General features: G+C 73.6%; 14 protein-coding genes. 3 read left to right on the top strand and 11 right to left on the bottom strand.

Going from position 1 to position 19240, the window contains the following annotated elements:
- Positions 1-18 precede the first annotated feature (18 nt).
- Genes ACFWAR_RS22285 through ACFWAR_RS22300 form a run of 4 tightly spaced genes read right to left on the bottom strand, consistent with a single transcriptional unit; the run spans position 19 to position 5603 of the window.
- Positions 19-2412, bottom strand: coding sequence for a polysaccharide lyase 8 family protein (locus tag ACFWAR_RS22285; protein WP_385779725.1), 2394 nt, complete (start codon positions 2410-2412; stop codon positions 19-21).
- Positions 2413-2470: 58 nt separating this feature from the next.
- Complete coding sequence (locus ACFWAR_RS22290; protein WP_385779728.1) at positions 2471-3304, bottom strand: sugar phosphate isomerase/epimerase family protein; 834 nt, start codon at positions 3302-3304, stop codon at positions 2471-2473.
- Positions 3301-4455 (bottom strand): dihydrodipicolinate synthase family protein, encoded by a 1155-nt coding sequence (locus ACFWAR_RS22295; RefSeq protein ID WP_385779731.1) that lies wholly within the window; start codon positions 4453-4455, stop codon positions 3301-3303. Before ACFWAR_RS22295 ends, ACFWAR_RS22290 begins: the two co-directional genes overlap by 4 nt.
- The gene (locus tag ACFWAR_RS22300) at positions 4452-5603 is read right to left on the bottom strand and encodes a Gfo/Idh/MocA family protein (RefSeq protein WP_385779734.1); all 1152 of its coding nucleotides are present in this window, start codon (positions 5601-5603) and stop codon (positions 4452-4454) included. Before ACFWAR_RS22300 ends, ACFWAR_RS22295 begins: the two co-directional genes overlap by 4 nt.
- Before the next feature lie 182 nt (positions 5604-5785).
- Here ACFWAR_RS22300 and ACFWAR_RS22305 point away from each other — a divergent pair, with 182 nt between their 5' ends.
- Positions 5786-6862, top strand: coding sequence for a LacI family DNA-binding transcriptional regulator (locus ACFWAR_RS22305; protein ID WP_385779736.1), 1077 nt, complete (start codon positions 5786-5788; stop codon positions 6860-6862).
- Complete coding sequence (locus ACFWAR_RS22310; protein ID WP_385779739.1) at positions 6859-7668, top strand: sugar phosphate isomerase/epimerase family protein; 810 nt, start codon at positions 6859-6861, stop codon at positions 7666-7668. Before ACFWAR_RS22305 ends, ACFWAR_RS22310 begins: the two co-directional genes overlap by 4 nt.
- Here ACFWAR_RS22310 and ACFWAR_RS22315 read toward each other — a convergent pair.
- The 5 genes from ACFWAR_RS22315 to ACFWAR_RS22335 all read right to left on the bottom strand — a co-directional run bounded on the left by ACFWAR_RS22315 (position 7656) and on the right by ACFWAR_RS22335 (position 13395).
- On the bottom strand, positions 7656-8654 hold the full coding sequence (locus ACFWAR_RS22315; protein ID WP_385779782.1) for a hydroxyacid dehydrogenase: 999 nt from the start codon (positions 8652-8654) through the stop codon (positions 7656-7658). The genes ACFWAR_RS22310 and ACFWAR_RS22315 overlap by 13 nt on opposite strands.
- A gap of 26 nt (positions 8655-8680) precedes the next feature.
- A complete protein-coding gene (locus ACFWAR_RS22320; protein ID WP_385779741.1) occupies positions 8681-9559 on the bottom strand; it encodes a carbohydrate ABC transporter permease in 879 nt (292 codons plus the stop codon).
- Positions 9556-10404 (bottom strand): carbohydrate ABC transporter permease, encoded by an 849-nt coding sequence (locus tag ACFWAR_RS22325; RefSeq protein WP_385779743.1) that lies wholly within the window; start codon positions 10402-10404, stop codon positions 9556-9558. The genes ACFWAR_RS22320 and ACFWAR_RS22325 overlap by 4 nt, the downstream gene beginning before the upstream one ends.
- 374 nt (positions 10405-10778) lie before the next feature.
- A complete protein-coding gene (locus tag ACFWAR_RS22330) occupies positions 10779-12116 on the bottom strand; it encodes an ABC transporter substrate-binding protein (RefSeq protein WP_385779745.1) in 1338 nt (445 codons plus the stop codon).
- Between the two features lie 127 nt (positions 12117-12243).
- Complete coding sequence (locus ACFWAR_RS22335) at positions 12244-13395, bottom strand: substrate-binding domain-containing protein (RefSeq protein ID WP_385779748.1); 1152 nt, start codon at positions 13393-13395, stop codon at positions 12244-12246.
- A gap of 194 nt (positions 13396-13589) precedes the next feature.
- On the opposite strand from ACFWAR_RS22335, the gene ACFWAR_RS22340 reads away from it, so the two are divergent.
- A complete protein-coding gene (locus tag ACFWAR_RS22340) occupies positions 13590-15398 on the top strand; it encodes a beta-galactosidase family protein (RefSeq protein ID WP_385779751.1) in 1809 nt (602 codons plus the stop codon).
- Positions 15399-15545: 147 nt separating this feature from the next.
- On the opposite strand, the gene ACFWAR_RS22345 is transcribed toward ACFWAR_RS22340, so the two are convergent.
- Together ACFWAR_RS22345 and ACFWAR_RS22350 are read right to left on the bottom strand one after the other, a co-directional pair.
- Positions 15546-16439 carry an ABC transporter permease gene (locus ACFWAR_RS22345; protein ID WP_385779754.1) on the bottom strand — a complete coding sequence of 298 codons (894 nt, stop codon included), beginning with the start codon at positions 16437-16439 and terminating at the stop codon, positions 15546-15548.
- Entirely contained in the window at positions 16436-19204 is a 2769-nt protein-coding gene (locus tag ACFWAR_RS22350; protein WP_385779757.1) for an alpha/beta fold hydrolase, read from the bottom strand. The genes ACFWAR_RS22345 and ACFWAR_RS22350 overlap by 4 nt, the downstream gene beginning before the upstream one ends.
- Positions 19205-19240 lie beyond the last annotated feature (36 nt).

Here is a 19240-nt window from a genome sequence, read left to right on the forward strand (position 1 = left end):
CGGGCGCGGCCCCGTGCGTCAGCCCAGGCGCACCACCACTTCCTGGGCCGCCCCGGCCGCTCCGGTGAGGTCGGCGAACCCCAACCGCAGGACGGCGCCGGGGACGGCCGACACCACCCCGGCGGAGCGGCCGACGACCTCGGCGACGGGCCGGTGCCACACCACGGAGAGTGCGGTCTGCGTCCGCGACGGATCGCTGACGCGGACCGTGGCCGTCCCGTCGGGCCGCTCCCGGACGGTCACCGAGCAGGGCCCGCCCGCCTCGAGCGGACCGGCCGTCCCGGCCTGCCAGAGGTTGACCCCGGTGAACCCCAGGGACGGGACGGTGACGCCCTGGGCCGCCTCCGAGTTGGCCAGCACGGTCAGCCACCCCGGAGCGGCGGCCCGGGCGGCGGTCCGGGCCGCCGTGGCGCCGGGGAGCACCTGATGGACATACGACCCCGCGGTGGGATCGGTGCCGTGGTCGTACCAGAGCGTCACGTAGCGGCGGGTCAGCGCCGTGGTGGAGCCGCTCCGGTTGATGGCGCTCCAGCGTCCCGTGCGCTCCTCCCGCAGGGCCTTGAACCCGCCCGCCCCCGACATGACGTACCCGCCGAACCCCGCGAGGTGTGCCCAACCGGGGGAGGAGAAGGCGGCCGACCAGCCCGGGGCGGTCGGCTGGAGCGCGCCGCCGACGGTCAGCGCGTGCGTACCGGCGGCCCCCAGATTGCGGTTGTCGATGACCGACTCGACCACGGCGCCGTCCGTGGACCGGATGCCCGCGCCCAGGCACACGATCGTGTCGGCGAGGAAGAACCAGGACTTGCGGGCCGTGAGGGTGCTGGACAGGCCGCGCAGGTGCTGCCCCACCGAGGCGAACTCCCCGTCCGTGCTCCCGCCCACCCACACGGCGTCGGGCCGCGAGGCTCCCCAGTCGCCTCCCGCGCCGTCGGCCAGCACCTTGCGCGAGACGGTGGTGCCGGGCAGTCGGTAGGGGTCGACCGTCGGCCAGAAGGCGTCCGCGTACTGCCCGTTGCCGTAGGTCGCGCCCCACCAGCAGAGCATCCCGCTGCCGGTGTGCCAGCCCCGCAGGTTCTCCCCGTTGCCCGTCTCGTAGTGGGTGATGCGGCGCGAGGCCATGGCCAGGGAGGCCGCCCAGTCGGGCCGCCGGTGCGTGGCCCGGTCCATCGCGCCGAACAGGCGGTGGCCGACCGGCTCGGGGGCCGCCGGCACGGCGGGATCGCCCTCCACCTGGGCCAGCCGGGCCAGCGCCGAGAGGGGCAGGGACTCGTCGGTGAGCGGGCGCCTGTAGTAGTCCCGCGCCATCCAGCCCTTCACCAGGGCCCGCCATCGGGCCCGCTCCGCGGCGCTCGCCCCCTCCCCGAGCAGCAGGATCCCGGCGAGCAGTGCGTGGCCCCGGGCGTGGTCGTCCTGCGGCACCTGCCGGACGTCCGCCGCGGCCAGCCCCCGGCTGATGGCCCGGCCGCTGACGCAGTCCATGGCCAGACCGTTGAAGAGGAAGGGGGCCCAGGCTCCCTCCACCGCATCGAAGACGACCTGCGCGCCGGGATCGACGACGGCCCAGGGCGTCCCCTTGAGCAGCCCCGACAGCAGGCCCAACCCACCGAGCAGCACCGCGCCGTAGGTGCCCGAATAGGGCACCCACGTGTGCTGGACGAAGGACCCGTCGCGGTAGAGGCCGTCTCCCGCCGTGACGTAGGGGAAGACCGGCGCGAGGGCGTCACGAGCCAGGGCGATCTTCGCCGACTGCTTGCCGACCACCCCGCGCACCGCCAGGACCCGGCACAGGTCCACCCGGTTCGCACCGGTACTGGTCCCGGTGTAGGAGCCGACCACGGAGTCCGGCACGAAGTGGTCCACGGCCGCGCAGGACTGCGTCAGCCGCGTCGGTGACAGCTGGTCGTACAGCAGCACGCAGAGGTCCAGCAGCGCCTGCGGCGCACCGATCTGCCAGCAGTACCAGTTGCCGTAGGGCGCCTGCCCCGCGTGGTAGGCCCGCGCGTGCAGGTGGTCCAGCCCGGTGAGCAGGGCCGAGAGCAGCGCCCCCGAGCCGGTGGTCCCCGTCCCGGGCCGGACGTAGGCCTCCGCCATCGTCCGCAGCCGGTAGTAGCTCTGCATCAGCATCTCGGGATCGGTGGAGAACACCAGGTCGGGCCAGAGCGAACCGGCGGCCGGTGCCATGGCCGCCATCCAGCCCCCGGCCATGTCGCCCAGTGCGGCCAGCCGCGAGCGGAACGGCTCCGTCCCGGTGGGCAGATCACCGCCCAGGACGAGATCGCGCCACACCGCCCGCATCCCGTCGTGGACGTCCCCCGCGGCCTGCGCGGCCGCCTGCCCGGGGGGTGCCGCGAGGAAGAGCGCACTCCCGCCCGCGGTGGAGAGGAAGGCCCGCCGACTCCATACTTCCGTCATCGCCAACTCCTTTCGCCCCGTGGATCCATCGACGCTCCAGGGGCCATCGACCGATCGGTCATTCGACGTGTTCGCGGTAGCGCTCGATCACCTCCCGCAGCACGTCCGCGCCGTCCCGGGCCCACAGACCCGGCTGGAAGATCTCCACCTCGACCGGCCCCGCGTACCCGGCGGCGTCGGCCAACTCCCGAAAGGCCCGCAGATCGATGCTGCCGTCGCCGAGCTGCCCCCGGCCCAGCAGCACCCCTGCGGGGAGCGGAGTGACCCAGTCGGCCACCTGGACGGACACGATCCGCCCACCCTCACCGGCCCTGCGCAGGTCCACGGGGAGCCGCTCGTCCCACCACACGTGGTAGGAGTCGGCCACCACCCCGACCTGTTCGGCCGGGAACTGCTCGGCCAGGTCGAGCGCCTGGCCGAGGGTGGACACCACGCACCGGTCCGAGGCGAACATCGGATGCAGCGGCTCGATGCCCAGGCGCACCCCGTGCATCGCCGCCCAGGGGGCCAGCTCGCCGAGGACCGAGGCGATCCGCAGCCGCGCCCCGACCAGGTCCCGGTCCCCGGGGGGCAACCCGCCCGAGACCAGCACCAGCGTGTCGGCGCCCAGCTCCGCGGCCTCGACCACGGCCCGCCGGTTGTCGTCGAGCGCGGCCGCGCGGCCCCGGGGGTCGTCCGCGGTGAAGAAGCCGCCTCGGCACAGCGAACTGACCCGGATCCCCGCCTCCGCGACGAGCTTCGCGGTGTCCCGCACCCCGAAGGCCCGCACCGGATCGCGCCACAGCCCGACGGCCGTCACCCCGGCGGCCGCGCATCCGCTCACCAACTCCGGCACGGACCACTGCCGGACGGTCTCCTGATTGAGGCTCAGCCGGGCCGGTGCCCCGGTCACGGCGCCACCCCGTGTACCGCGAGGAGGTGGCGCATCCGCTGCTCCGCCCGCTCCGGATCGGGGAAGAGGCCCAGCAGGTCGGCGTGTTCGTAGGCGGTGGCGAGATGGGGGAGCGAGCGGGCCGACTGGAGGCCGCCCACCATCGTGAAGTGGTCCTGGTGTCCGGCGAGCCAGGCCAGGAGGACCACCCCGGTCTTGTAGTAGCGGGTCGGTGGGGCGAAGAGATGTCGGGCCAGGTCCACGGTGGGGTCCAGGAGGGCCCGGAAGCCCTCGGGATCGTCGTGGTCCAGGGCGACCGCGGCCAGGGCCGCCAACGGGGCGATCGGATCGAAGACGCCCAGCAGCGCGTCGCTCGCGTACTCCCCGTCGCCCGCGATCAGTTCCGGGTAGTGGTAGTCGTCCCCGGTGTAGCAGCGGACCCCGGCGGGCAGCCGCCGACGGATGTCCGCCTCGCGTCCGGCGTCCAGCAGCGACACCTTGATGCCGTCCACCTTGTCCGGGTGCTCGCGGACGACCTTCAGGAAGACGTCGGTGGCCTCGTCCAGGCCCTCGTGTCCCCAGTAGCCGTGCAGCTCGGGGTCGAACATGGGGCCCAGCCAGTGCAGGACCACCGGTCGCGCGCTCTGGCGCAACAGCCCTCCGTACACCTCCAGGTAGTCCTCCGGTCCCCGGGCCGCGCGGGCCAGGGCCCGCGAGGCCATCAGGACGGCCGACGCGCCGCAGGCCTCGACATGTGCCAGCTGCTCCTCGTAGGCGGCGGAGATCGCGGCGAGGGTGTGGCCGCCGGCCGGGAGCTGGTCGGTGCCCGCCCCGCACAGGATCCGGCCGCCCACGGCCGCGGCGTCCGCGGCGGACCGGCGGATCAGCTCCGCCGCGGTGGGCCAGTCCAGCCCCATCCCGCGCTGGGCGGTGTCCATCGCCTCGGCCACGCCGAGCCCCTGCGCCCACAGCCGGTGCCGGAAGGCGAGGGTGCCCTCCCAGTCGACCGCCGGGCCCGCTCCGGCACAGGCGGCCAGCGGGTCGGCGACCACGTGCGCGGCGGAGTAGAACCTGCGGCTGCGGGCCGGGAGGAAGGAGCGGGGCGGGAGGGGGTCCCGGCACGGTTCGTGGAGGCGGAGCCCGCCGTCGGCCGAGGGCAGCCTGATGCTCACAGCGTCACCGCCGGAACCGGCAGGCGCCTGCCCTCGGCCGAGGAGCGCAGGCCCAGGTCGGCCAGTTGCACCCCCCGGGCTCCGGCGAGGAGGTCCCACTGCCAGGGCTCGTCCCGCACGACGTGTCGGAGGAACAGCTCCCACTGCGCTTTGAACCCGTTGTCCCAGGGGGTGTTGTCCGGGACCTCCTGCCACTGGGCGCGGAACGGCTCGGTCTGGGGAAGGTCGGGGTTCCAGACGGGTTTGGGCGTCATCGCGCGGTGCTGGACGCGGCAGTCGCGCAGCCCGGCCACCGCCGAGCCGTGCGTGCCGTCGACCTGGAACTCCACCAGCTCGTCCCGGTGGACCCGCACCGCCCACGAGGAATTGATCTGGGCGACGGCGCCGCCCTCCAGCTCGAAGATCCCGTAGGCCGCGTCGTCCGCCGTGGCGTCGTAGGGCTTGCCGTCCTCGTCCCAGCGGCGGCCGATGTGCGTGCGGGTCAGTGCCTGCACCGTGCGGACCGGGCCGAACAGCTCGTGCAGCAGGTACTCCCAGTGGGGGAACATGTCGGCCACGATTCCTCCGCCGTCCTGTGACCGGTAGTTCCAGGAGGGCCGCTGCGCGGGCTGCCAGTCGCCTTCGAAGACCCAGTAGCCGAACTCGCCCCGGACGGAGAGGATCTCGCCGAAGAACCCGCCGTCGATCAACCGCTTGAGCTTGAGCAAGCCGGGCAGGAAGAGCTTGTCCTGGACCACCCCGTGCTTGACCCCGGCGGCCGCGGCGAGGCGGGCCAGCCGCAGCGACGACTCGAAGGTGAGCGCGGTCGGCTTCTCGCAGTACACGTGCTTGCCGGCGGCGATGGCCAGGCCGAGAGCGTCCTCGCGGGCGCTGGTGACCTGGGCGTCGAAGTAGACCTCCACCTCGGGGTCGGCGAGGACCGCCTCGAGGTCCGTGCTCACGTGCTCCAGGCCGTGCCGCTCGGCGATGGCCCGCAGTGCCGGCTCCCGGCGGCCCACCAGCACCGGCTCGGGCCAGAGCACGGTGCCGTCGCCCAGGTCGAGGCCGCCCTGCTCGCGCAGTGCGAGCAGGGACCGGACCAGGTGCTGGCGGTACCCCATCCGCCCGGTCACGCCGTTCATGGCGATCTTGATCGTCCTGCGCTCCATGGTGTCCTCCTTCGCGTCATCGGGCGCTGATAGAAAGCGCTTTCACTCCGATCAGGCTAGAGCCGCGGATCTCGTCGGGACAAGACTCTTTCGGGTGATAGAAAGCGCTTTCTAAATTTGCGAACATGGAGATCCACACACCGGATGAGACGATGACCCGGGCAGACGGAAGGGGCGGGAAAATGGCGGTGACTCTGGCGGAAGTCGCGGAGCAGGCGGGCGTGTCGCCCGCGACGGTCTCGCGCGTGCTCAATGGTGGCTACCCCGTGGCCGGAGGGACCCGGACCCGGGTGGAGCGGGCGATCGAGGAGCTCGGTTATGTGGCCAACGGCCCGGCCCGCGCGCTCGCGGCCGCCACGTCCGACCTCGTCGGCGTCCTCGTCCACGACGTGGCCGACAGCTTCTTCGGGATCCTCGCCGGATCCCTGCAAAGTGCGCTCGGCCCGGAGGGCGGCCACCTCGGGAGCCGTCGGCTCGCCGTGGTCTGCAACACCGAGGGCGAGCCCACGGCCGAACTGGCCTACCTGACCCTGCTGGAGGGCCAGCGCGCCGGCGGCGTCGTGCTCACCGGTGGCGCGGTGGAGGATCCCGCGCACACGGCGGCGCTGACCGCCCGGGTCGCGCGGATGGCCGCCGCCGGTGTCCCCGTGGTGCTCTGCGGCCGTCCCCCGCTGTCGGTACCGGCCGCACTGCCCGTCGCCACCGTGATGTTCGACGACCACGGGGGCGCCTTCCGCCTCGCGGAACACCTCCTGAGCCTGGGGCACCGCCGGATCGCCTACGTCGCCGGACCCCCCGGGCTGAGCACCACCCGGGAGCGACTCGCCGGACACCGGGCCGCCCTCCACCGACAGGACCCCGTTCTGGCCGGGGCCTGCGAAGCGCTGACCGTCCACGCGAGCTTCGACCGCCACGCCGGTTATGACGCCACCCGCGAACTGCTGCGCCGCGGCGCACCCTTCACCGCGGTCGTCGCCGCCAACGACACGGTCGCGACCGGAGTCGCCGCGGCCCTGAGGGAAGAGGGGATACGGATCCCCGAGGACGTGTCCGTGGCGGGATTCGACGACCTGCCCTTCTGCGTGGACACGGCGCCCGCCCTCACCACCGTCCGTGTGCCCCTGCGCGAGGCGGGCGCGCTCGCCGCGCAGTTGGTCACCGGGCGCCGACTGCCCCCGCCCGGCGGCATCACCACCCTGCCCACCGAACTGATGGTGCGCGGCTCCACCGCGCCCCCGCCCCCGGGGAGCCGGTCATGAGGTACGCCTTCTCCACCCTGGGCATGCCCGGCACACCGCTCACCCGGACCGCGGCCCTCGCCGCGACGCACGGATACGACGGGGTGGAACTGCGCGCCCATCCCGAGGAGCCCCTCCACCCCGGCTCCACGTCCGGCGACCGGGCCGCCGCGGTCCGGGCCTTCGCCGCCGCCGGAGTCGAGATCCTCACGGTCGCGGGCTACGCCCGGGTCGCGGCCGAGGGTCCCGACGGCCCCGTCCTCGAGGAGCTGAGAGCGCTGACCGAGCTCGCCGCCGACCTCGGGGCACCCTACGTCCGGGTCTTCCCCGGCGCGGGGGGCCCGGCGACCGCCGGTGCCGATGCGCTCGCCGTGGGCAGACTCGCGGCCGTGGCGCCGATCGCCCGGCGCGCGGGCGTCCGGATCCTGCTGGAGACCCACGACTCCCACCGCACCGGGGCCGCCGTGGCAGGAATCCTGGACCGGGTCGGGCATCCGGGCGCGGGGGCGTTGTGGGACGTACTGCACACCTGGCTCGGTGGCGAGAGCCCGAGTCGGTCGAGCCGGGAACTGTCCGGGCACCTGGGCTACATACAGGTCAAGGACGTGGCCTCGGCGCAGGACCTGACACCGCTGGGGCTGGGCCGCGGGACGCTGCCGCTGGCCGAGGCGGTGGCCGTCGCACCACCCGGCGGCTGGCTCTGCTGGGAGTACGAGAGACGCTGGTACCCCGCGGCCGAGGACCTGCAGGGCCTGCTCACGGCGGGTCGCGCGTACCTCGCCGGGCTGGTGCGGGCGACGGGGAGGGAGGCGCCTCACGCCGAGTAGGCCAGCCGTCCCGGGTCGACGCCGTAGCGGAAGCCGAGCCCCAGGGCGTAGCGCTCCAGCTCCTCGACGGCCGTGGCCGCCAGACGGTCCAGCTCTCCGCCGAGCGAGCCGGCCACGTGGGGAGTGAGCAGGACGTTCGGCAGATTGAAGAGGGGGGAGGCGGCGGGCAGCACTTCGGGCTCGGTGTGATCGAGTACGGCGTGCAGTCGTCCGGAGACCAGTTCCTCGGTCAGGGCCGTCGTGTCCACCAGCGCACCGCGGGCGGTGTTGATGAGCGTGGCCCCGTCCCGCATCAGGGCGAGCCGCGGGGCGTCCAACAGGTGACGGGTCTGCGGGAGGGCGGGGGCATGCAGGCTGACCACGTCACTGCGGGAGAGCAGCTCGTCGAGGGTTACGGGCTCGGCGCCCATCGCCTCCAGCTCGGTCGGGTCGGCGTACGGATCGTGGACGAGCACGCGCAGGTCGAAGGCGCGGAGCAGTTCCAGGACCCGTCGTCCGATCAGGGAGGCTCCGACCAGGCCGACCGTGCGCCGGTAGTTGCCGACCGTGGGATAGCGATTGAGCAGGTCGATCGGGCCGCGGGTGGCCCGGTAGAGGTGGGCCGACTCCAGGACGCGCTTGTTGGCGAAGAGGATGGCGGCCAGCGTGTACTCCGCGACGGGCACCGCGTTGGCGGCGGCCGCGCTGGAGACGAGCAGCCCGCGCTCCCAGCAGGCCTCGGTCACATGGTGTTTGATGCTGCCCGCCGCGTGGACCACGGCGCGGAGCCGGGGCATGCGCGCCAGCGCCGCCGCGTCCAGCGGCGGGCAACCCCACCCGGTGAACAGCACCTCGGTCGCCGCCAGCCGGTCGTCCGCGAGGGCTCCGGCGCCGGTGGAGTCCGTGAAATCGACGAGGAGGAGGTCGGGGTCGACGTCGGCCACCCGGCGCAGCTCGGACAGGGTGCGGGAGTCGCTCAGCACGGCGGCGCGCGTGCCGGGGTTCATGGCGAGCAGGGTGACGGGGCGGTGGATCACTTGACGGCTCCCGCGGTGAGGCCCGAGCGCCAGAACCGCTGGAGGCCGAGGAAGGCCAGGACCAGGGGGACGACGGCGACGAGCGAACCGGTGATGACGAGGGGGTACAGCTCGGGCTGCTGATAGACGCTGCGGTTCCACATGAACAGCCCGAGGCTGACGGGGTACAGCCGTTCGTCGTTGAGCATGGTCAGGGCGCCGTAGAAGTTGTTCCAGATGGCCGTGAAGGTGAACAGGAAGATCGTCACAAACCCCGGCCAGAGCATCGGGAACGACACGTGGGCGAAGACCCGGAGTTCACTCGCGCCGTCCATCCGGGCGGCCGCGAGTACCTCGTCGGGGACGTAGCCCTCGGCGAACACCCGGGCCAGGTAGACCCCGAAGGGGTTGACGAGGGCGGGCACCAGATAGGCCCAGTAGGTGTTCACGGCGCCGGTGGCCGAGGCCATGAGGTAGAGGGGGAGTTGGAGCACGGTCGCAGGGACCAGGACACCGGCGAGGACGACGCCGAAGAGGCGCTCCTTGTGACGGAAGTCGTAGGCGTGGAAGGCGTATCCGCAGGCCACGCTGATGAGGGCGGACAGGACCGAGCCGACCACGGTGTAGAGGAGGCTGTTGCCGAGCCAGCGGCCGAAGATCCCGTCGTCGTAGGCGAAGACGTCGCGGAGGTTGGTGAGGAGGTGGAAGTCGCCGAAGGAGTAGGGATCGGTGGCGAAGAGGTCCCGCCGGTTCTTCGTCGCCGCCATGACCAGCCAGGCCAGGGGCATCAGGGTGTAGGCGGCGACCAGCAACAGGGCGGCGTTGACGGCGGCTTTGGAGAGGAGGGCGGAGCGTGTGCCGCGCCGTGCGGGGGGCCGGGTGAGCGTGTGCGTCATGCGTCCCTCCAGCGGTTGCCGAGTGTGGTGACGACGAAGGAGGCGGCTGCGGCGACCAGGGCGAGGAGCAGGGCCCCGGCGGCGGCGAGGCCGTAGTCGTGGCTCTTGAAGGCGGCGCTGAAGATGTACATCGTCGGGGACCAGGATTCGCCCATCTCGTTGGCCCGGAGCTGTAGCAACTGCGGTGCGTCGAAGAGCTGGACGGCGCCGACGCAGGTGAACAGCACGGTCAGGATGAGGGTGGGGCGGATGCTCGGCACCTTGACCTGGAAGGCGGTACGGATGGCTCCGGCGCCGTCCATGGTGGCGGCCTCCAGCGTTTCGCGGGGCACGGCCTGGAGCCCGGCGAAGAAAATGATCATGTTGTAGCCCATCCACTGCCAGGCCGAGATGTTCACGACGGACAACAGGGCCTCGTCGCGGCCGAAGAAGTTCCAGGAGAGTCCGGCGCCGTCGAGGACGTCCAGGACCGGGCTCAGGCCGGGTGTGTAGAGGTACAGCCAGATCACGGCGGCGATCAGGCCGGGGACGGCGTGCGGCAGGTAGAAGGCGATCTGGAAGAACCGTTTGGCGCGGGCGAGGGCGGAGTCCAGGAGGAGGGCGAGGACCAGGGCGCCGCCGACCATGACGGGGATGTAGAGCAGGCAGTAGACGGCGATGTGGCGGAAGGAGGCGAGGAAGAGGGGATCGGTGAGGGCGTTCGCGTAGTTCCCGAAGCCGCTGAACACGCGTCGCGTGCCACCGAAACCGAGGCCGGACTGTTCGTCGTGGAAGAGGCTCAGCCAGCCCGCGTAGGCGATGGGGGCGACCGTGACCAGGGCGAAGAGGAGGAAGAACGGGGCCATGAAGAGGAGCGGGGCGGAGCGGCTGCGCGAAGCCGTGGCCCTGCCGGGCGGGGCGGCGGGGGCGGAGGTACGGGCCGCGCCGCCCTGCCCGCCGCCCGTCGGCCGTGTGTTCTGCGGCCGTGTGCCCGGCGGGCGGTGGCGCCCGACGGACTCCGTCCGGTCGGCGGGCGTCGGCGTCGGCGTCGGCCTCGGCGTCAGCGCCCGGCCCGAAGAGCCCTCGCCTTCCGCCACCACCCCGACCGCGTCACGGTTCCCGGTCGCCCCGGTCGCCCCGGTCGCCCCGGTCGCCCCGGTCGCCCCGGTCGCCCCGGTCGCCCCGGTCGCCCCGGTCGCCCCGGGGAGTGGGGTGTTGTGGGGGCGGGTGGGCGGGGGCATCAGTTGGCCAGGCCCAGGCCGCGGGCCTTAATGGCCTTCTCGGCGGCCGTCTGGCCCTCGCTCAGTGCCTTGAGCTGGTCGGCGCCGGCCGCGTTCTGCGCCGCGTTGACCTGGAGGTGCGTCGGGCCCCAGGTCCAGCCGGGCACGATGGTGTCCGCCGCCGCCCCGGCGAGGGCGTAGGGGTCCTGCCCGGCGAAGTACGTGGTGTCGAAGAGCCGGGCGGCCGCCACCCGCATCTCCGGGTTGGCCGGCAGGGCGCTGCTGGGGGCCTTCAGCGAGCTGAGCCGGGCCTTGACGGCCTCCGGGTCGGTGGTGACCCAGGCGATGAACTCCGCCGCGGCCTTGGTGTGCTTGCTGCCCTTGGGCACGATGTAGGAGGTGCCGCCGTACATGCCGGTGGCGGGCTTCCCGTCCCAGGTCGGCAGCGGGGCGATGCCCCACTTGCCCTTGAGGTCCGGGTAGCTCGCGAGGAACGTACCGGCGGTCCAGGCGGCGCCGATGACGGTCGCGACCTGACCCGACGAGCGTTCCTTCGCCTCGCCCTCGCCCCACAGCGGGGTCTTCGAGACGAGCCCGGACGACAGCAGGCCGTTCCAGTACGAGGCCACCTTCTGGGAGGCCGGATCATTGATGGCGACCTTCCACTTGTCGCCTTCCGTGCCGTACCACTTGGCGCCCGCCTGCCAGGAGAGGCCGGCGAGGACGGCGGGGTCGCCGCCGCCGAAGTTGGTGATCCGGACCGACGGGTCGGCCTTGTTGATCTTCTCCGCGGCCTGCTTGTACTCCTCCCACGTCGTCGGCACGGCCACCCCGTGCTTCTCGAAGATGTCCTTGCGGTAGAAGAGTTCGAGCGGGGTGACATCGAAGGGCACCGCCCAGGTCCTGCCGCCGAGGCCCACCAGGGACTGGACCGCCTTCGGGAACTTCTCGGCGACGAGTTTGCCGGAGGTGGCGCTCAGGTCCTCCAGGTTGCCGCCGCTCGCGAACTCCGGGAGCGAGGAGTAGTCCATCGTCGCGATGTCCGGCGCGTTGCCGCCCTTGACGGCGTTGGAGAGCTTCGCGGCCCCGTCCGGTCCGCCCGGCACGGCGGAGAAGGTCACCCGGATGTTCGGGTGCGTCTTGTTGAAGGCGTCCACCGTCTGCTGCGCGCCCGCACTGGAGGACCAGTAGGTGAGGGCGACCGGCTGGTCGGCCGACCCCACCGGTTCGGCCGCCGCGCCCGTCCCCTGCTCGCCGCCGCACGCGGTGGCGAGCAGGGCCAGCGAGGCGACCGAGGCGGTGAGGGCGAGGCGGGACATGCGGGAGGACGGCGAGCGGGACGGCAGGCTGCGGGACATGTTTCGACTCCTACGGACGACCGCTGCGGGCGGCGGATGGGAGAACGCGGCCCATCTTTTGTGCGAACGCGCACACCGTCAAGAGCGAACGTGCAATTCGATCGAAACAATCAGTCAGTCCTGCCCTTTATGAGCGGATGGTCAGTCGGGGGAGCAGTTCCAGATGCTGTCGCGGGGCGCCGTGGGTCCCGTACGCCGCCCCGTCGGCCCCGGACAGCCGGTCCAGCAACAGCTCCGCCGCCCGCGCGCCCACCTCCCGCTTGGCCGGGGCGACGGCCGAGAGCGGTACGTCCGCCAGCCCCGCCACCTCGTCGTCGTAGGTGATCACCGCCAGGTCCTCCGGCACCCGCACGCCCCGTGCTTGGAGCCGCGGGATCAACATGATCGCGTCGGTGTCGCTGTGGATCAGCGCGGCCGTGACCCCGCCCGCGGACACTGCCCCGCACAGGTACTCCAGCGTCCGAGCGAAGCGGTCGGCCACCGACAGCTCCGCGACCGGCGCCGCGCCCGGGCCGACCGGCGGCCACGGCGGCGCCGGTTCCAGGCCCAGCGCCGTGACGGCCGCCTCGTACCCGGCCCGCAGTCGCGCGCTCGTCGGCGTCTCCTGGCAGGCCAGCGCGATCCGCCGGTGCCCCAGCTCGACCAGGTGCTGCACGGCCCGCGCCGCGCCGTGCGCATGGTCCGACACCACCCGGTCCAGCGCGGCCGCCGGATGCCCGGGCGGGGCCCAGCGCTCCACCAGCACGGTGGGAACCGGCAGGTCAGCGGTCCACGCCCCCTCGCCCGGCCCCGGCGAGCCGGTGTCCCAGTTCGGGGTCAGCAGGAGCCCGTCCGCCCCCGTCGACAGGAGCCGGTCCGCCTGCGTGCGGTCCTCGCCCGGCAGGTACCGGGTCAGCCCCACGGTCAGCCGCGCCCCCCGCGCCTCGACCACCTCGCGCGCCCCGCGCACCACCTCGGCGTAGTAGTACTCGGTGGTCGGCACGACCATGCCGACCACCAGGCCCGCGCCGCCGCCCGCCCCCGACGGGCCCGCCGCGCCCCGCGCCCCGGACTCCGCCGTCCGACCCGGCCCCGCGCCCCCCGGTGCCGCGTGCTCGACCCGGCTGATCGTCCCGTGCAGCCGCTGGATCTCCCCCCGGGCGGCCATCGCCTCGACGTCCCGCCGCAGGGTGACGGGGGAGACGCCCAGTTCCCGGGCCGCGTCGGTCACGCGCACGCTGCCCCGGGCCCGGACGAGCGCGAGCACCTGTGCCTGGCGCTGGTCTACGTGTGGTCTCAACGAGTCCCCCTGGGGCGTGGGTGGTGGGTGGTGGTCGGCGTTCCCGTGTTCTCACGTCAGCATAGTGAACAGGGAGCGCCGAAACGATCGATTCGATCGTTTCCGATCAACTCGACATTGACGGCGCGCGCACCGCGTTCATATATTCGGCCTCGTCCGGCACCCCTCGCACCGCACGGCACGGGAGTCAGCGCATGCTCACGCACGACCAGGACGGATTCCGGCGCGCAGGCCGGCCCCACCGCGTCATCTCCGGGGCCCTGCACTACTTCCGGGTCCATCCGGACCTGTGGGAGGACCGGCTCACCCGGCTGCGCGCCCTCGGCGTCAACACCGTGGACACCTACGTCCCCTGGAACTTCCACGAGAGCGCCCCCGGCAAGGCCGACTTCACGGGCCCCCGCGACCTCGCCCGCTTCCTGCGCATCGCCCAGGACCTCGGCCTCGACGCCATCGTCCGCCCCGGCCCGTACATCTGCGCCGAATGGGACTTCGGCGGCCTGCCCGCCCGCCTGCTCGCCCAGGACGGGCTGCGCCTGCGCTGCTCCGACCCGCGCTTCGAGGCCGAGGTGGACGGTTGGTTCGACCTCGTGCTCCCCGAACTGGTGCCGCTGCTCGCCAGCCGGGGCGGCCCGGTGGTCGCCGTGCAGATCGAGAACGAGTACGGCTCCTACGGCAACGACACCCGCTACCGCGCCCACGTCGAGCGGGCCCTGCTCGAACGCGGTGTGGACTGCCTGCTGTTCACCGCCGACGGGGCCGAGGACGCGATGCTGCAAGGCGGCACGGTCCCCGGCCGCCTGGCCACCGCCACCTTCGGCGCGCGCCCGACCGAGCGCCTGGAGGTGCTGCGCCGCTACCAGCGGACCGGGCCGCTGGCCGCGATGGAGTTCTGGCTCGGCTGGTTCGACCACTGGGGCGAGGACCACCACGTCCGCGCCGTGGACGAGGTGGCGGCCTCGCTCGACGAACTCCTCGCCACCGGCGCTTCCGTCAACCTCTACATGGCGCACGGCGGCACCAACTTCGGCTTCTGGGCCGGGGCCAACCACACCGGTTCCCGGCCCGGCGAGGCCGGTTACCAGCCGACCGTCACCAGTTACGACTACGACGCCCCCATCGGCGAGGCCGGCGAACTGACCGCCAAGTTCCACGCCTTCCGCGAGGTCATCGGCAAGTACGCCCCGCTGCCCGGGGGCCCGCTGCCCGCGCCGCCGCCGCGATTGGCGCCCGCGCTCGCCGTCCCGACGGGTCGCGCCCCGCTGGCCGCCCACCTCGACGTGCTCTCCACCGTCGTGCACCGCCCCGCGCCGGAGCCGATGGAGAAGCTCGGCCAGGACTTCGGGATGATCCACTACCGGACCACCGTCACCGGGCCCCGCCCCGCCATGCCCGTGCGGATCGACGGCCTCGGCGACCGCGCGTACGTCTTCGCCGACGGCGTGCGGCTCGGCGTCCTCGACCGGAACGCTCCCGACGAGGGGCTCGACCTGCCGGTCGGCGAGGACGGGGTGGTGCTCGACGTACTCGTCCGCGCCCAGGGGCGGGTGAACTACGGGCCGCTGCTCGACGACCGCAAGGGCATCTGGCGCGGGGTGCGCCACGGCCACCAGCACCTGTTCGAGTGGGAGATACGGCCGCTGCCGCTCACGGACCTCACCGCCTTGCAGTGGACCGCCCCGACACCGCCCCCGGCGCCCGGAGCCAAGGCGCCCGCCGACCCCGGACCCGCCTTCCACCGCTTCGGCCTCACCGTCCCCGCGCCCGCCGACGGCTTCCTCGACCTCTCCTCCTGGGGCACCGGCCTGATCTGGCTCAACGGCTTCCTCCTCGGCCACTACGACACCCCGCGCGGGCCCCAGCGCACGCTCTACGCCCCCGCCCCGCTCTGGCGCACCGGCGAGAACGAGGTGGTCGTCCTCGAACTGGAGCGGCCCGGCGCCGACCTCCCCCTGCGCGACGAGCCCGACCTCGGTCGGCGCAAGGTCGTCACCCTGGAGTGAGGGAGGCCCTGGCGTCCTGATGTGCCCGGTGGTCTTCGACGAGACCGCGAGCCGGGCCACCGGACGCAGCCCCCGGACGCCGTACGCCGTCTCCCCCGGGCGGGGGAGACGGCGTACGGCGTTCGGGACGGGCGGGCCCGTGCGGGCTCAGGACACGATGTCCTTGCGGGCGAACCCCCGGAAGGCCAGGGCGAAGAGCACCAGCGCGTACGACACCGACACCGCGGCGCCCTTCACCATCCCGCCCCATTCCAGGTGCGGCTGGAGGGCGTCGGCCCACGCGAACTGCCAGTGCGCCGGCAGGAACTCCCGCCACGACCCGAGGGCGGTCACCGCGTCCAGGACGTTGCCGACGATGGTCAGCCCGACCGCCCCGCCGACCGCGCCCAGCGGTGCGTCCGTCCGGGTCGAGAGCCAGAACGCCAGACCGGCCGTGACCAGCTGCGAGACGAAGACGAAGGCGACCACCAGGGCGAGGCGCGGCAGCGTCTCCGCGGCCGGCAGCTCGCCGCCGGTCGGCAGCTTCAGCGGTCCCCATCCGTAGGCCGCGGTGCCCGCCGCCAGCGCCACCACCGGCAGCAGCACCATCGCCGCCAGGCTGAAGCCGAGCGCCACCACCAGCTTGCTCCACAGCAGCCGGGCCCGGGGCACCGGCGAGGCGAGCAGGTAGCGCAGCGAGGACCAGCTGGCCTCGGAGGCGACCGTGTCCCCGCAGAAGAGGGCGACCGGGACCACCAGCAGGAAGCCCGCCGAGACGAAGAGGCAGGTCGCCGCGAAGTTCGCGCCGGACGCGGTCGCCGTGTCGATGAGGGTGATCCGGCCGTCCCGGCCCCCGCCGCCGTCCTGGGAGCCGCCCACCGCGAACGCGATGATCATGATGAAGGGCAGTGCGGCCAGCACCCCGCCCATCACCAGGGTGCGGCGCCTGCGCCACTGCCGCAGGGCCTCGACCCGCAGCGGCAGCGTCCGGCTCGCCTGGTACCCGGGAGCCACTTCCTGCACGGCGCCGCCCCGCGCGGTGCCTTCCTGTACGGCGCTCACGCCGGACCTCCGATCAGGGTCAAGAACGCGTCCTCCAGCCGCCGGTGCGGCCCCACTCCGCTCACCGGCACCTCCAGCCGGACGAGTTCGGCGATGAGCTCGGTGGCCGTGGCGCCGTCCAACCGGACGAGCAGGCCGTCCTCGGCCGCCACCACGGACTCCACGCCGTCCAGGGCCGCCACCTTCTCGACGGCCGCGTCGGCGACCGGCCCGGCCAGGGTCACCAGCAGGGTGTCCCCGCCACCGGTGATCTCGGCCACCGGCCCGGCCTGGACCAGCCGTCCGCGGTCCATGACCACCAGGTGCGTACAGGTCTGCTCGACCTCCGACAGCAGGTGGCTGGAGACGATGACGGTCCGGCCGGCCGCCGCGTAGCGGATCATCACGTCGCGCATCTCGCGGATCTGCGGCGGGTCCAGACCGTTGGTCGGCTCGTCGAGGATCAGCAGGTCCGGCATGCCGAGCATGGCCTGCGCGATGGCGAGCCGCTGCCGCATGCCCTGCGAGTACGTGCGCACCGCGCGCTCCAGCGCGTCGCCGAGCCCGGCGATCTCCAGGGCCTCCGCCATGTGGGAGTCCGCGGTCGGCCGGCCGGTGGCCTGCCAGTACAGCTCCAGGTTGGCGCGGCCCGACAGGTGCGGCAGGAAGCCCGCGCCCTCGACGAAGGCACCGACCCGCGAGAGCACCGGGGAGCCGGGGCGCACGGCGTGGCCGAAGACCCGGATCTCGCCCGCGTCCGGGGTGATCAGCCCCATCAGCATCCGCAGGGTGGTGGTCTTGCCGGCGCCGTTGGGGCCGAGCAGGCCGAGCACCTGGCCCTTCTCGACGCGCAGCGACAGGTCGCGGACCGCGTAGCGGTCCCGCGCCTTCGCGTAGCGCTTGGTCAGTCCGGTGATCTGGAGCGGTACGCCGTCCAGCGCGGCCTCGTGCTCCGGCCCGCCGGGCGCGTCGCCCCCGGTCACGGCCGCGCCGGAGGCGTTGCCGCGCCGCCGGAAGCCCAGCAGCGCGGCGGCCAGCGCGGCCGCGCCGAGCGGCAGCCCCCAGGTCCAGGCGGGCAGCCCGGCCGAGGCGGTGCGCACGTCGTCGGCGACCGGCACGGTGAGGATCCCGTCACCGGTGGAGACGGTGTACGTGGCCGGGGCCGCCGGTGTGGCGTACCCCAGGTCGGTCGCGGCGACCACCAGGCGCAGCCGGTGGCCGGGCTGGACGCCGTAGTCCACGGCGGGGAGCGCCAGCTTCACCTCGGCGCCCTGGGCGGCGTTCTCCACCCGGACGGGTGCGACCAGCTGGCTGGGCAGCACCTGCTGGCGCCCGTCCGGTCCCACGTCGTACACCTTGCCGAAGAGGACGGCCGCGCCGTCCGCGGCGCTCGACCTCACCTTGAGGGTGACGGTCGGCGTGCCGGTGATGCGCAGTTCCCGTTCCAGCGGCTTCGACTCGAAGCTCGCGTACTGTCCGGGGAAGTCGAGGGCGAAGCTCGCGCCGAGTCCGGCGAGCTGGCCGCCGATCCCCGGCAGCGAGGAGAGCGCGGGGGGCGCGCCGCCCGCCGGGTTGGCGAAGGTCTGCTCGCCACCGGTCAGGGCGATCTTCTGCCCGTCGGAGACGAGCCCCGGGTAGTGGTCGTCGGAGGCGCCGCGCAGTTTCACCTTGCCGTCGGTGGAGTCGATCCCTCCGGTGCGCGACACCCGGAACGTCGGGCCGGTGTCCGCCGCCGCGTCCCGCTTGAGGTAGCGGTCGAACCAGGCGGTGACCCGGCCCCGGACGCGGTCCTCCTCCGACATCCCGCCGTCGTGGCCGCCCGCGGCCCAGTCCACCGCCACGGGCGCGCCGTTCTTCGCGAGCGCGGTGGCCATGGCGTCGGCCTGGCCCAGCGGGAAGAGGGAATCGGCCTGTCCCTGCACGATCAGGGCCGGCGCCTTGATCCGGTCCCCGACGGCGGCCGGGCTGCGGCGTTCCAGCAGCTCACGGGCCTGTTGGTCGGGCTTGCCCGCCACCGCCACGCGTTCGTACATCGCGCACAGTTCGGGCTGGAAGCGCCCGCAGCCGGGGGCGGCGAGGGGATCCACCGGACCGGCGGCGCCGAGCGCGCCGCCCGCCGGGCCCGCGCCACCGGCCGCGCCGGGGGCGCCGCCGGGCTGCACGCCGCTCGCGGAACCGGTCGTGAAGAACACCCCGGCCCAGAGCTTCTTGAAGACGTCGTTCGGGAAGAGGGAGTCCGCGAGGCTCCAGTAGGTGATCTCCGGAGCGATCGCGTCCACCCGGTGGTCGTAGCCGGCCGCGAGCAGTGAGACGGCGCCGCCGTACGAGGCGCCGGTCACGCCCACGCGCGGGTCCCCGGCCCCGTCGAGCTGCACCTCGGGCCGGGTGGCGAGCCAGTCGACGAGCCGGGAGACGTCCTTGACCTCGTGGTCGGGGTCGTTGAGGCCGATCTTGCCGCCGGACCGGCCGAAGCCGCGGGCGGACCACGTCAGCACGGCGTATCCGTCGCGGGCCAACTGCTCGGCCTGGTCGCGGACGTCGTCCTTGCTGCCGCCGAAGCCGTGGGCGAGCAGCACGGCGGGCCGCTTCTCCCCGCCCCCGGCGGTGAAGTAGGAGGTGTCGATCGCGGCGCCGGGCATGTCGACCATGCGGTCCTGGCGGTGCACGGCCGGCGCGTCGTCGGCCGAGGCCGCGGCGGTCCAGGTACCGGCCCCCGCCACGACGGCGATCGCGGCGGCGCCCGCGAGCAGGCGGCTTCTGCGGCGCCGGGGCAGTCGGAGCTTCATACGGAGACCCTAATCGCCCGGGCGCCCCGGCCGGGG

Source organism: Streptomyces sp. NPDC059917, assembly GCF_042730635.1.
Classification (GTDB): Bacteria; Actinomycetota; Actinomycetes; order Streptomycetales; family Streptomycetaceae; genus Streptomyces.